This window comes from Streptomyces sp. NPDC015171 (assembly GCF_043079545.1).
GTDB lineage: Bacteria > Actinomycetota > Actinomycetes > Streptomycetales > Streptomycetaceae > Streptomyces.
In genome coordinates this window covers 163,679-176,604 of record NZ_JBIBUO010000006.1, presented here as the reverse complement: position 1 = coordinate 176,604, position 12,926 = coordinate 163,679, and the positions used below count along the sequence as shown (strand labels likewise).

The following is a 12,926-nucleotide window of genomic DNA, read 5'->3' as shown; positions in this document are numbered from 1 at the left end:
GGCCCTGCGTCAGCGCTGGGTGGTGTCCGTCGGCTCGTTGACCGGGCGGGAGCTGGTCACGTCGCCGGGGGACGCCTGGATGGTGCGCTGAGCCGGGGGCTGCTCGTTGGAGCTGGGCGCCTGAGCGGAGGCGGAGGTGTTGCCCTCTTCCTTCATCGCCTTGGCCTCGCTCTTGAGGATGCGCGCGGACTTGCCGAGCGAGCGGGCCATGTCCGGAAGCTTCTTCGCGCCGAACAGCAGGATGATGACGACGAGGATGAGAATGATCTCGGGAGCTCCGAGCCTTCCGAACATAAGTCTTTACCTTCTCACCGAGGCGGCTGGATGGGGTGCTGACCGACCGGTCCGGATATATGTCCGATGGTCGTGCTGTCAGCGATCGTAACGCTCAGGGGTAAACGTGAGGCAATCCCCGTGCGTACTCCCGGTCCGCGATACGGGCCTCGTTCTCCGCACCACGACCAGCAGCGTACCTGCCCCCCACGTCAGCATGACAGGGCGAAGTGACGCAAAGCGCTTGAGTCGCCCTCCTCCCAGCCGTCACACCGCGCGGCTCACAGCGCGTCGGCGGCACGGGCCGCGCTCACGGCCGCGCGCTCCAGGTCCTCGGCGGCCCTGTTGATGCGGCGCGCGGAGTCCGCGACCTGCTGCCCGAGGCGCCGCGCCTCCAGGAACACCCGGACGGCGAACACACCCAGGACGGCGAGACCCAGGAAACCCACGGCTACCGCGAACATCGGCCAGAACATGACGTCGAGACTAGACGGTCCGCCGGAGCGGGCCGCGGCCGGCCGGTCCGTGGCGCGCGGCGCGGGGACGCCGCCCCGGAGCAGGGCCGTCCGGTGCGGCCGGCTACACCGTGGAGTGCAGCCGCAGGGTCCTGACCCCGCCGCCGGTGAGCAGCTCCACGATCCGCTCCCCCGCGGGCTTGCGGACCACGGCACCGCAGTCCGGGCAGGTGAAGGAGTAGAACGTGGTCCGGCTGCTGGCGCCGATGGCGAGCCGCAAGGCGCTCGCGGCGAGTTCGAAGCGGCCCCGGCAGTCCGGGCAGCCGGCCCGGAACATCACCGGGACCACTCTCCGCATCCCGGCGAAGGCGGTCGCCACCGTCATCTCACCCGCACCGGACTCCGCGGACTCGCTCACAGCTGTCGCCCCTCTTCCTCTGGGTCGATCCGGTCGTTCGCCGTCAGGGCCGCCAGGGCCTCGGCTCACACGGGCCGCGCGTCCCGGCCGACGGCACCCGGCACCGCGTCCCCCGGGCCTTCGTACGCCGCCAGGGCGGCGCGGGCCGCCGCGCGGGCGCTCTCGGCGAGTTCCGGCGGCGAGACGATCCGGCCGTCGCGGCCGAGCCGCAGCGCCAGCCGGCGCAGCGAGGCCGGATCGGGGGTGCGCAGAGTGATACGCAGCCCGCCGCCGGCCAGCTCATCGGCGCTGTCGTGCGGGTAGTACTCGGCGACCCAGCGACCGCCGGGGCCGACCTCGACCACGACCTCCGGGTCCTCGGCGGCCGGCTGCACCAGGCCCTCGGAGAGGTCGCGCAGTTCGATCTCGGGCGGGGCCGCGGGCGCGTCGAGGATCCTGATCTCGGCGACCCGGTCGAGCCGGAAGGTGCGCCGCGCCTCGGAGCGGCGGCACCATGCCTCCACGTAGGTGTGGCCGACGCTGACCAGCCGGATGGGGTCGATCTCGCGCTCGGTGACCTCGTCGCGGGCCGGGGAGTAGTAGCGGATCCACAGCCGGCGGCGCTCGGAGATCGCCCGGTCGACGTCGGCGAAGACACCGCCCTCGGACTCGAAGGTCACCGACAGCCGGGAGCTGGCGCCCGCGGCCTCGCCGGCCGACGCCTCCACCTTGGCGGTGGCCCGCAGCAGCGCCTGCCGGTCCCCCTCGCGCAGACCGGGCAGGGTGGCGACGGCACGGGCGGCGACCAGCAGGGCGGTGGCCTCGTCGGCGGCGAGCCGGAGCGGTTCGGCCGCCTCCTCGCCGAGCGCGGCCGGGTTGTGCCACCAGATCCGCTCGCCGTCGGTGTCGATGTCCAGCAGGTCGCCGCCGCGGAAACTGGTGCCGCACATGGGCAGCACGTCGAGGTCGGCGACCAGCTCGTCCTCGCTGATGCCGAAGGCGCGTGCCACATCGGCGATCCGCGCGCCGGGGCGCTCCCGGAGGTAGGTCACCAGGGAGAGCATCCGCCGCGTCTGATCGATGGCGTTGCCCGTCCTTGCCGGTTTTCCTGCCACAGTCCCGTCCCCCTCAGCCCTTGGCCACGGCACGCAGCCGGTCCACCACGTCGGCCCGCAGCTCGGCCGGCTCCAGGACCACCACGTCCGGCCCGAACTCCACCAGCCAGGCGTCCAGGCCGTGCCCGTACGGAATCTCCAACTCGTCCCAGCCGTCGCCGAGTTCCCGGACCTTGGTGGCCTTCGCCCGAAGGGGGTAACCGGAGCCGGAGCGCAGCCGGATCAGCGCCGAGCGGTCGGCGATCTCACCGGCCCAGCTCGCGACGGTCTCCCGCACGGTGACGACGTCCGGCACGGGCGCCGTGAAGCCCGTACCCCGGGAGCGGACCCGGCCGGTGATCCGGGAGAGCCGGAAGACGCGTTCGGCACCGCGGTCACGGTCGAAGCCGGCCAGGTACCAGTGGCCGCGCCAGCACTCCAGCGCCCATGGCTCCACGTTCCGGGGCTCGGGACGGGCGGCGGATGCCTTGCGGTAGTCGAAGACGACCGGGCGGCGGTCGCGGCAGGCCAGCATCAGCGGTTCGAAGGCGGCCTCGTGCACCGGGATGCGCGGCTCCAGCGCGCCGTGCGCCTCGTACGGGTCGACGTCCTCGGGCAGGCCGGCGGCGCGCAGCTTCTGCAGGGCGCCGCTGGCCGCGCCGGCCAGGCGGGCCTGCTGCCAGACCTTGGCGGCAAGGCCGAGGGCGGCGGCCTCCTCGGCGTCCAGCGTGATGGGGGGCAGGCGGTTGCTGTCGCGGCGGGCGAGATAGCCGACGTCGCCGTCGAGGTTCTCGACGGTCTCGATGACCAGGCCCAGCTCGCGCAGATCGTCCTTGTCGCGCTCGAACATGCGGTTGAAGGAGTCGTCGCCGCCCGCTTCGAGGTAGGCCTCGATGGATCCGCGCAGCTCCCGCTTGCTGAGTGGCCGGCGTGTGCCGAGCAGACACAGCGCGAGGTTCATCAGCCGCTCGGCCTTGGCAATGGCCATCGATGCCCTTCGCCTTCCCTATGGTGCTTCCGACCGATGACCGTACCGCTCCGCGGTGCGCTGGCAAAAGCCGAGGGCCCATGCCCGAGCAGGCATGGGCCCCGAGTGATCCGATCCGATCGCGATCGGGCGGAGGATCAGACGGCGATGAGGTCCACCACGAAGATGAGGGTCTCGCCGGCCTTGATCGCCGGGGTCGGGCTCTGGTCACCGTAGGCGAGGTGGGCGGGGATGGTCAGCCGGCGGCGACCGCCGACCTTCATGCCCTGCACGCCCTGGTCCCAGCCCGCGATGACACGGCCGCCGCCCAGCGGGAAGCGGAACGGGGCGCCGCGGTTCCAGCTGGCGTCGAACTCCTCGCCCGTGCTGAAGGAGACGCCCACGTAGTGGACGGTGACGGTCTGGCCCGCCTGCGCGACCTCGCCGTCGCCCTCCCAGATGTCCACGATCTCAAGGTCCGCCGGCGCGGGGCCCTCGGGGAAGTCGATCTCGGGCTTCTCGATGCTCACGTCAAAAGCTCCTGCTTGTGTACGACACGAAACGCGGACAGTCTTTCATCTTCGCGGCCCGCACACCCGCCGCGGCCGCCCCGGGCTACATCGCGGCGAGGATGTCCACCGTGAACACCAGGGTGGAGCCCTTCTTGACGACCCCGCCGCTCGGCGGGTTGTTCCCGTAGCCCAGCTCCGGCGGGATGACGACCAGGACCCTGCTGCCGACCTTCTTGCCGGTGAGCCCCTGGGCGAGGCCCTTGACGGCCTGCTGCATCTGCTCCAGCGAGAACTGGCTGAGCCGGCCGGAGCCGTACGTGCGCTGGAAGGTCTTGCCGCTGTCCCAGACCTGGCCCTGGAACTGGCACAGGACCGTCTGGTCGGACTTCAGCTCGGGACCGTCGCCCTCCAGGACGTACTCCGACACGAGCTTCTTCGGCGGGTCCGTCTTGGGGATCGTGACCTTCGGCACCTGGCCGTCGGTGTTGGTGCCCACCTTCGGCAGGGCGGCGTCGGTCTGCGGGACCTGCTTGCCCTTGGCGGAGCTCTTCGAATTGAAGGACTCGACCAGGTCGATGACGAACACCAGCGTGTCGGTGCCCTTGATGCCCGCCTGCGCGTTGCCCTCCTTGCCGTAGCCCAGGGCCGGCGGGACGGCGATCTCGATGCGGCTGCCGGTCTTCTTGCCCATGAGGGCGTACCGCCAGCCGTCGATGAGGCTGCCCTGGGCGAGCTGCATGACCAGCGGGCGGTGACGGTCGAAGGAGTTGTCGAAGACCTTGCCCGAGGCCCAGATCTGGCCGAGGTAGTCGGCCTTGATGAAGTCGTTCTCCGCGATCGTCCGGCCGCTGCCCGCGATGACCGTCTTGACGGCGAGGTCCTTCGGAGGCTCGCCCGACCCCTTGGCGACGGTCGGCTTCTCGCCGAACTTCGTGCCCGCCGTGATCGCCGGCAGCGGCCCGTCCACGATCTTGGGCGGGGGCGAGGAGGACACCGAGGCCGACGGCGAGGCGCCGGTCTTGCTGGACTCGGACTTGTCGTCACCGCATCCGGCGAGCGTGACCAGTCCTGCGGGTACGGCGGCGAGGAGAAGTGAGCGTCGGCGCACGGAAGAGCCTCGTAATCGGTCGATCTTTCGGATGGCGTGCGCGCAACTCTACGACTTGAGAAGGGCGCCGTACGGGAAACGTACGGCGCCCGTGTGGCGTTCCGGCACCGGTGTGCCCGGACGCTCACCTCACCCGGATCTCGCTACATTCCGGCGATCAGCTTCTCCACCCGGTCGTCCACCGAACGGAACGGGTCCTTGCACAACACGGTCCGCTGCGCCTGGTCGTTGAGCTTGAGGTGCACCCAGTCGACCGTGAAGTCCCGGCGCTGTTCCTGTGCCCGCCGGATGAAGTCGCCGCGCAGCCGGGCCCGGGTGGTCTGCGGCGGAACCGACTTGCCCTCGAAGATCTTCAAGTCGTTGCAGATCCGGGTGGCTTGACCCTTCTTCTCCAGCAGGTAGTAGAGACCACGACGGCGGTGGATGTCGTGGTAGGCGAGGTCTATCTGGGCGACCCGGGGGTGCGACATCGTCATGTTGTGCTTGGCCCGGTACCGCTCGATGAGCTTGTACTTCATGACCCAGTCGATCTCGGTGGCGATGCTGTCGAGATCCTCGCTCTCGATCGCGTCGAGCGTGCGGCCCCACAGGTCCAGGACCTGGGCGACCGTGCCGGTGCGGATGCCCCGGCGCTCGCAGAAGTCCACGGCCTTGTCGAAGTACTCGCGCTGCACCTCCAGCGCGGAGGCCTCCCGGCCGCTGGCCAGGCGCACCTTGCGCCGGCCCGTGATGTCGTGGCTGACCTCGCGGATCGCCCGGATGGGGTTCTCCAGGGTGAGGTCGCGCATGACGGTGCCCGCCTCGATCATGCGCAGCACCAGGTCGGTGGCGCCGACCTTGAGGAGCATCGTCGTCTCGGACATGTTCGAGTCGCCCACGATGACGTGCAGCCGGCGGTAGCGCTCGGCGTCCGCGTGGGGTTCGTCGCGGGTGTTGATGATGGGCCGGGAGCGGGTCGTCGCCGAGGAGACGCCCTCCCAGATGTGCTCCGCGCGCTGGCTGACGCAGTAGACGGCACCGCGCGGGGTCTGCAGTACCTTTCCGGCGCCGCACAGCAGCTGCCGGGTGACCAGGAAGGGGATGAGAATGTCCGCGAGCCGGGAGAACTCCCCGTGCCGCGCCACCAGGTAGTTCTCGTGGCAGCCGTAGGAGTTGCCCGCCGAGTCGGTGTTGTTCTTGAAAAGGTAGACGTCGCCTGCGATTCCCTCCTCGTGCAGGCGTCGTTCCGCGTCCACCAGGAGTCCTTCGAGAATGCGCTCGCCGGCTTTGTCGTGGGTGACCAGTTCGGTCACGTTGTCACATTCGGGTGTCGCGTATTCCGGATGTGAGCCCACGTCGAGATAGAGCCGGGCGCCGTTTCGCAGAAAGACATTGCTGCTGCGGCCCCATGACACGACACGGCGGAAGAGGTACCGCGCCACCTCGTCAGGAGACAGGCGCCGCTGTCCCCTGAACGTGCACGTGACGCCGTACTCGTTCTCCAGCCCGAAAATGCGGCGGTCCATGAGGGAACATTACGCCCGATCACCCGAGCTGAAACGGGGTTCGACAGCACGATTTGGATCATTTTCCGATGAAGCCGCAACGACCCCGCTCCGCGCGGGAGCTGCGAGGACCCGTCCGGTGCCGAGCAGGACCAGCAGCGACACGGCCCCGGCCACGCTCGGGAGGGCGAAGCCCCACACCGTTCCGCCCGCCTGGACCACCGGTCCGGCAAGGCCGGTTCCGACCGAGGCGCCCACGGTGAACGTCGTCACGAGCCAGGAGAACGCCTCGGTGACGGTCCCCCTCGGCGCGTGCCGGTCGACGATGATGAACGCACAGGCGATGCAGGGGGCGAGGAAGACCCCGGAGACCACGCTGAGCAGCACCATCGCGACCACGCCCGGCGTCAGCACCAGCGGCAGGTAACACACCGCCAGAAGGGCCACCAGGACCCGCAGTCGCCGTTCGGGCGACCCGGCCCACCGGCGGGCGCCGTAGACGGAGCCGCCGGCCAGCGCCCCGAGGCCGAGCCCGGCCATCAGCCAGCCGTAGACCGCGTCGCCGCCGTGGCCGTCGGCGTAGGACACCGCGGCGACCGTGATCGAGCCCAGCGCGATGCCGATGAACAGGAAGGCGGCGAGCAGGGCGAGCAGGCCGGGCGAGCGCAGGGCACCCAGCCAGTGGGCCTCGCGCGGGGCCGAGCGCCACGCGCGCGAGGGCGGCGAGACGACCACGGAGAGGGCGCCGAGCACGCCCAGCAGGTTCAGCACGAGCAGGGCGGCGCGCTCGTCCCACAGGGACACGCAGAGGGTCACCAGCAGCGGCCCTACCGTGTACATGATCTCCTGAGCGATCGCGTCCATGGCGTACGCGGTGTGCACCTGGTCCTCGCGGCGCAGCACGGACGGCCACAGCGCCCGCAGCCCGCCCTCCAGGGGCGGGGTGAACAGGCCGGACGCCGCGACGGCCGCGTAGGCGAGCGGCAGCGGATCCGTGCCGGAGAGCGCGAAGACCGTCATCCCGAGGGCGGCGAGCACCGCGGCGGGCAGCTGGACGCGCGGCTGGCCGTACAGGTCGACGAGCCGGCCGAGCAGGGGCTGGCCGACGGCGTTGGCCACGCCGTACACGGCCGCGAGGCCGCCGGCGAGGCTGTAGGTGCCGCCCTCGGCGCGGACGAAGAGCACCAGCGCGATGGCGGCGGTGGCGTTGGGCAGACGGCCCACCAGGGTGCCGGTGAGCAGCCGGAGCGCGTGCCTCGCCGTGAGGATCTCGCGGTATCCCGTGGCCATGTCCTGCCCTTCCGTGGCTCCCCTGGACGCTTCGACGACCAGAAGTGTTACGTATAACGTCCTTCTCCATACGTACCATGTGCGCTGTTCGCCCGTCCAGACGGCGGGAAGCGGCCCGACGGCTCCGGACGCCCTCCGGGGCGCGGGACCGGACGGACCAGACGTAGAGGAGCAGGCCCACCGTGGCACGCAGCAGCACGCGCCCGACCAGCCGGGACGTCGCCCAGGCGGCCGGAGTCTCCCAGGCGGCCGTCTCCCTCGTGCTGGGCGACAAATGGCGCGGCCGGGTGTCCGAGGCCACCGCCGAGCGGGTCCGGGAGGCCGCGCGCGAGCTGGACTACCGGCCCAACCTCGCCGCCCGCAACCTCCGCCTCGGCCGCACCCGGACCGTGCTGCTCGTGGTGCCCGCCCTGACGACCGAGTTCTTCGCCGGCGTCTACACCGGCGCCGCGCGCGTGGCGGCCGAGCACGGCTTCGGCGTGGTGCTCTACCCCTCCCCCGAGGGCATCGGCCCGGCCCGCGACCCCTTCGCCTCCGCACAGGCCGCCCTGGACGGCGTCCTCGCCTCCTCGATGGCCGCCGACGCCCTCGACGCCATCCGCGGCGAGGCGCTGCCCCTGGTCATGCTCGACAGCGACCCCGCGGGCAGCCTGGGCGCCGCGACCGTCAACCTGGACATCGCCGACGGCGTCCGCCGGCTCACCGGACATCTGCTGGACCTCGGCCACCGCCGGGTGCTGCACCTCGCCGCCGACGTGCCGTCCTGGACCTTCGAGGTACGCGCACGGGAGCTGGCCGCGTGCCTGGCCGCCGTCCCCGGCACGGAGGTCCGTACGGCACGGGCCCCGATCTCCATCGAGGGCGCCCTCGCCGCGACCGAGGCCGCGCTCACCGCGCCCGGACCCCGGCCGACGGCGGTGGTCTGCGACGACGACAAGCTGGCCGCCGGCGCCTACAAGGCACTGCGCCGCCTGGGGCTGCGCGTCCCGGACGACGTCTCGGTCACGGGCGTGGACGACCTGGGCCTGGCCACCGCGATCGACCCCGAGCTGACGACGGTACGGCTGGACGCCGAACTCTTCGGGGAGCGCGGCATGCGGGCCCTGCTGGCGGTCCTGGAGGGCCGGGAGCCGGAGAGCGGGGACATTCCGGTGGAACTGGTCGTCCGGGGCTCCACGGCCCCGCCGCGCACGCCCTGACCGGAAAAGCCCGGTGCCCCGGCCGGAGATCCGGACCGGGGCACCGCTGGTCAGGCGTGGGTCACTCCTCCTCGGAGCTCTCCGCTTCCGTGCTGGCGCCGTCCGCCTCCAGCAGGCGGCCGAGCTGGCGGCCGACGATGCGCTTGAACTTGCGCTTCTGCGGCCTCGTGCGGTCCAGCACGGCGACCTCGAGGCGCTCGGCAGGGATCTCCCGCTCGCTGCCGTTGGTGTCCCGGGACAGGGCCTGCACGGCGAGCTTGAGGGCCTCCGCGAGGCTCATGCCGTCGCGGTGGCGCTGGTCCAGATAGCTGCTGATCTGCTCGGCGTTGCCGCCCACCGCGACCGAGCCGTGCTCGTCCACGATCGAGCCGTCGTGCGGCAGCCGGTAGATCTGGTCGCCCTCGGGGGTCTCCCCGACCTCGGCCACCACCAGCTCCACCTCGTACGGCTTCTCGGCCGCCGAGGAGAAGATCGTGCCCAGTGTCTGGGCGTAGACGTTGGCCAGGCCGCGGGCGGTGACATCGTCGCGGTCGTAGGTGTAGCCGCGCAGGTCGGCGTAGCGGACGCCGCCGATGCGCAGGTTCTCGTACTCGTTGTACTTGCCGGCCGCCGCGAACCCGATCCGGTCATAGATCTCGCTGAACTTGTGCAGCGCGCGGGACGGGTTCTCACCGACGAACACGATGCCGTCGGCGTACTGCAGCACGACCAGGCTGCGGCCGCGGGCGATGCCCTTGCGGGCGTACTCCGCCCGGTCGGCCATGGCCTGCTGGGGTGAGACATAGAACGGCGTCGACACCGGTTATCCGTCCCTTTCTGTCATGGTCACTGGATCACCTTGCTGAGAACCGGGGGCCGCGCTCAGAGCAGCGCGGCCTTGGGGCCGTCGGGCTCTTCCAGGCGCTTCTGGAGCACCGCGCGGGAGAGCTGGGACGCCTCGTCGTCGGTGAGCCGACGGAAGCCGTCCTCGGTGATCACGGTGATGATCGGGTAGATCCGGCGGGCGACATCGGGACCGCCGGTCGCCGAGTCGTCGTCTGCCGCGTCGTAGAGGGCCTGCACCACGAGGGTGGCGGCCTGCTCCTCGGTCAGGTCGTCGCGGTACAGCTTCTTCATCGCGCCGCGCGCGAAGATCGAGCCGGAGCCGGTCGCCGCGAAGTTGTGCTCCTCGGAGCGGCCGCCCGTGACGTCGTAGGAGAAGATGCGCCCCTTCTCGCGGTCCACGTCGTACCCGGCGAAGAGGGGCACCACGGCGAGGCCCTGCATGGCCATGCCGAGGTTGGAGCGGATCATGGTCGACAGCCGGTTCGCCTTGCCCTCCAGGGACAGCTGGGCGCCCTCGACCTTCTCGAAGTGCTCCAGCTCCAGCTGGAAGAGCTTGACCATCTCGACGGCGAGACCGGCGGTGCCGGCGATGCCGACGGCCGAGTACTCGTCGGCCGGGAAGACCTTCTCGATGTCCCGCTGCGCGATGACATTGCCCATCGTGGCCCGGCGGTCACCGGCGAGCACCACGCCGCCGGCGAACGTCACGGCCACGATCGTGGTGCCGTGCGGCGCCTCGATCACGCCCTGGGTGGGCGGCAGCTGCCGGTTGCCGGGGAGCATCTCCGGCTGGTGCCCGGCGAGGAAGTCCATGAAGGAGGAGGATCCTGGCGTCAGGAAGGCAGCTGGTAGACGCCCGGTGCTACGAGTGTTGGCTTCCACGCGATTCCTTCCACGTATGCAGCAGCCCGCCGTATGGTCTCGGGCTGATCCTTGAACTGCCCCAGTGCTGCGTTGCAGCTGAAGCACAGTACGCCACGGACCCTACCCGTCTCATGGCAGTGATCCACATGTGCGGCTGGGGCGGCCGGACATATACAGCGGACGCCGCCCCGGGAGGCGACGGGACCGTCACGCTCGGCCCGGGTGAGGCCGTACTGCCGCTTCGGGTGCCCCGCCGGCCCCTCGGCCGCCCGGCACACCTCGCGGTCGGCGCGGAGACCGCCGGAAGCTGTGGCACCGCGGTGCCACTCGCCGTGCGGATCGGTCTCGCGGCCGGACGCCGGGCGCCCGTCAAGGGCGGCTGTGTCGCGGGCGAAGGCCGCTCGCGGCCGGGCCTGCCGGCACCGCGAGCAACGCTTCACCTCCTGCTCCCCACTCATGCGCACCCCCGAGCCCGCGAACCCTGGATTCGAAGGCAGAGGCGGCCTACTGGCCACCCTTCTGAACGAAGGAGCGCACGAAGTCCTCGGCGTTCTCCTCGAGTACGTCATCGATCTCGTCCAGGACCGAGTCCACGTCGTCCGAGAGCTTCTCGTGCCGTTCCTTGAGGTCCTCCGAGGCCTGCGCGTCCTGCGTCTGCTCCTCGGCCTGTTCGGTCGAGTGCGTCGCCTTCTGCTGGCCGCCGCCGGTGTCCTTGGTTGCCATAACCCTCACCCCGCTCAGTTCGCCTGCCGATCGGTGATGATCAGACCCTACAAGCCGGGTCCGACATCGGCCCCGCAGTTTCCACAACGTGCGGGGGCCATCTCGATGATTCCCGGGCGGTGGGCTTTCCACCCTGCCCGCCCGGGGCGGTACGAGTACCCGCTGATCGCGCTCACCCGCCCGACAGGACCCTGACCAGGTCTTCCGCGGTACGGCAGCGGTCCAGCAGCTCCTTGACGTGATTTCGCGTTCCGCGTAGCGGTTCCAGGGTTGGAACGCGCTGGAGGGAGTCGCGGCCGGGCAGGTCGAAGATGACCGAGTCCCAGCTCGCCGCGGCGACGTCGTCCGCGTACTGCTCGAGGCACCGGCCGCGGAAGTAGGCCCGGGTGTCCTCCGGCGGCTTCGTCCGGGCCCGGTCGACCTCGGACTCGTCCAGCAGCCGCTTCATGCGCCCGCGGGCCGCCAGACGGTTGTAGAGGCCCTTCTCGGCGCGTACGTCGGCGTACTGGAGGTCGACCAGGTGGAGCCGGGCGGCGTCCCAGTCCAGGCTGTCGCGCCTGCGGTAGCCCTCCATCAGCTCCCGCTTGGCGACCCAGTCGAGCTCGCCGGCCAGGCTCATCGGGTCGTTCTCCAGCCGGGTGAGGGTGTCCTCCCAGCGGCCGAGGACGTCCTTGGTCTGGTCGTCGGCGTCGGCGCCGAAGCGTTCCTCTACGTACTTGCGGGCCAGCTCGAAGTACTCCATCTGGAGCTGGACCGCGGTCAGTGTCCGCCCGCTGCGCAGGGTGACCAGCCGCTTGAGGGACGGGTCGTGCGAGACCTGGTGCAGGGTGCGGACCGGCTGGTCGACGGCGAGGTCCACGGCGATGAAGCCGTCCTCGATCATGGACAGGACCAGGGCGGTCGTGCCCAGCTTGAGGTAGGTGGAGATCTCCGAGAGGTTGGCGTCGCCGATGATCACGTGCAGCCGGCGGTACTTCTCGGCGTCCGCGTGCGGCTCGTCGCGGGTGTTGATGATCGGGCGCTTCAGCGTGGTCTCCAGGCCGACCTCGACCTCGAAGTAGTCCGCGCGCTGGCTGAGCTGGAAGCCGTGCTCGTGCCCGTCCTGGCCGATGCCGACGCGGCCCGCTCCGGCGAAGACCTGACGGGAGACGAAGAAGGGCGTGAGGTGGCGCACGATGTCCGAGAAGGGGGTCTCCCGCTTCATCAGGTAGTTCTCGTGCGTGCCGTAGGAGGCGCCCTTGTTGTCGGTGTTGTTCTTGTAGAGGTGGATCGGCTGGGCTCCGGGCAGCTGGGCGGCGCGCTCGGCGGCCTCGGCCATGATCCGCTCGCCGGCCTTGTCCCAGAGGACGGCGTCGCGGGGGTTGGTGACCTCCGGGGCGCTGTACTCGGGGTGGGCGTGGTCGACGTAGAGCCGTGCGCCGTTGGTGAGGATCACGTTGGCGAGGCCGATGTCCTCGTCGGTGAGCTGGCTGGAGTCGGCGGCCTCCCGGGCGAGGTCGAAGCCTCGGGCGTCCCGCAGCGGGTTCTCCTCCTCGAAGTCCCAGCGGGCCCGGCGGGCCCGGTGCATCGCCGCGGCGTAGGCGTTGACGATCTGGGACGAGGTGAGCATGGCATTGGCATTGGGGTGGCCGGGGACGGAGATCCCGTACTCCGTCTCGATCCCCATTACTCGCCGTACGGTCATGCGGCCCTCCTTGCCCGGCGGCACCCTCGGTCGTGGGCGCCACTCAAGTAC

The 12,926-nt window shown here is 70.8% G+C and carries 15 protein-coding genes; 1 reads left to right on the top strand and 14 read right to left on the bottom strand.

What is annotated here, in order from left to right; translation table 11 throughout:
• Positions 1–9: 9 nt before the first annotated feature.
• The 9 genes from tatA to ACF073_RS18685 all read right to left on the bottom strand — a co-directional run bounded on the left by tatA (position 10) and on the right by ACF073_RS18685 (position 7,580).
• Positions 10–294 carry a Sec-independent protein translocase subunit TatA gene (gene tatA, locus ACF073_RS18725; protein WP_392071275.1) on the bottom strand — a complete coding sequence of 95 codons (285 nt, stop codon included), beginning with the start codon at positions 292–294 and terminating at the stop codon, positions 10–12.
• Between the two features lie 260 nt (positions 295–554).
• Positions 555–749, bottom strand: a complete 195-nt coding sequence (locus ACF073_RS18720) for a hypothetical protein (protein ID WP_392071273.1) — start codon at positions 747–749, stop codon at positions 555–557.
• A gap of 103 nt (positions 750–852) precedes the next feature.
• On the bottom strand, positions 853–1,146 hold the full coding sequence (locus ACF073_RS18715; protein ID WP_392071271.1) for a hypothetical protein: 294 nt from the start codon (positions 1,144–1,146) through the stop codon (positions 853–855).
• A 65-nt stretch (positions 1,147–1,211) separates the two neighbouring features.
• A complete protein-coding gene (locus ACF073_RS18710) occupies positions 1,212–2,240 on the bottom strand; it encodes a helix-turn-helix transcriptional regulator (RefSeq protein ID WP_392071268.1) in 1,029 nt (342 codons plus the stop codon).
• A gap of 13 nt (positions 2,241–2,253) precedes the next feature.
• Entirely contained in the window at positions 2,254–3,207 is a 954-nt protein-coding gene (locus ACF073_RS18705) for a helix-turn-helix transcriptional regulator (RefSeq protein ID WP_392071266.1), read from the bottom strand.
• Between the two features lie 137 nt (positions 3,208–3,344).
• Positions 3,345–3,716 (bottom strand): FKBP-type peptidyl-prolyl cis-trans isomerase, encoded by a 372-nt coding sequence (locus ACF073_RS18700; RefSeq protein ID WP_392071264.1) that lies wholly within the window; start codon positions 3,714–3,716, stop codon positions 3,345–3,347.
• Between the two features lie 85 nt (positions 3,717–3,801).
• Positions 3,802–4,806 (bottom strand): FKBP-type peptidyl-prolyl cis-trans isomerase, encoded by a 1,005-nt coding sequence (locus ACF073_RS18695; protein WP_392071262.1) that lies wholly within the window; start codon positions 4,804–4,806, stop codon positions 3,802–3,804.
• Between the two features lie 143 nt (positions 4,807–4,949).
• Entirely contained in the window at positions 4,950–6,311 is a 1,362-nt protein-coding gene (gene pafA / locus ACF073_RS18690; protein ID WP_392071260.1) for a Pup--protein ligase, read from the bottom strand.
• A 9-nt stretch (positions 6,312–6,320) separates the two neighbouring features.
• Positions 6,321–7,580, bottom strand: a complete 1,260-nt coding sequence (locus ACF073_RS18685; protein ID WP_392071258.1) for an MFS transporter — start codon at positions 7,578–7,580, stop codon at positions 6,321–6,323.
• 182 nt (positions 7,581–7,762) lie between these two features.
• Between ACF073_RS18685 and ACF073_RS18680 the strand changes: the two genes are divergently transcribed.
• Positions 7,763–8,779 (top strand): LacI family DNA-binding transcriptional regulator, encoded by a 1,017-nt coding sequence (locus ACF073_RS18680; RefSeq protein ID WP_392071256.1) that lies wholly within the window; start codon positions 7,763–7,765, stop codon positions 8,777–8,779.
• Between the two features lie 61 nt (positions 8,780–8,840).
• Here ACF073_RS18680 and prcA read toward each other — a convergent pair whose 3' ends face one another.
• From prcA to dop, 5 genes are all read right to left on the bottom strand, one after another.
• On the bottom strand, positions 8,841–9,578 hold the full coding sequence (gene prcA / locus ACF073_RS18675; RefSeq protein ID WP_392071254.1) for a proteasome subunit alpha: 738 nt from the start codon (positions 9,576–9,578) through the stop codon (positions 8,841–8,843).
• A 62-nt stretch (positions 9,579–9,640) separates the two neighbouring features.
• On the bottom strand, positions 9,641–10,486 hold the full coding sequence (prcB, locus tag ACF073_RS18670) for a proteasome subunit beta (protein ID WP_392071252.1): 846 nt from the start codon (positions 10,484–10,486) through the stop codon (positions 9,641–9,643).
• Positions 10,438–10,926, bottom strand: a complete 489-nt coding sequence (locus ACF073_RS18665) for an endonuclease VII domain-containing protein (protein WP_392071250.1) — start codon at positions 10,924–10,926, stop codon at positions 10,438–10,440. Before ACF073_RS18665 ends, prcB begins: the two co-directional genes overlap by 49 nt.
• 46 nt (positions 10,927–10,972) lie before the next feature.
• Positions 10,973–11,191 carry a ubiquitin-like protein Pup gene (locus tag ACF073_RS18660; RefSeq protein ID WP_392071247.1) on the bottom strand — a complete coding sequence of 73 codons (219 nt, stop codon included), beginning with the start codon at positions 11,189–11,191 and terminating at the stop codon, positions 10,973–10,975.
• A gap of 172 nt (positions 11,192–11,363) precedes the next feature.
• On the bottom strand, positions 11,364–12,875 hold the full coding sequence (gene dop, locus ACF073_RS18655) for a depupylase/deamidase Dop (protein ID WP_392071245.1): 1,512 nt from the start codon (positions 12,873–12,875) through the stop codon (positions 11,364–11,366).
• Positions 12,876–12,926 lie beyond the last annotated feature (51 nt).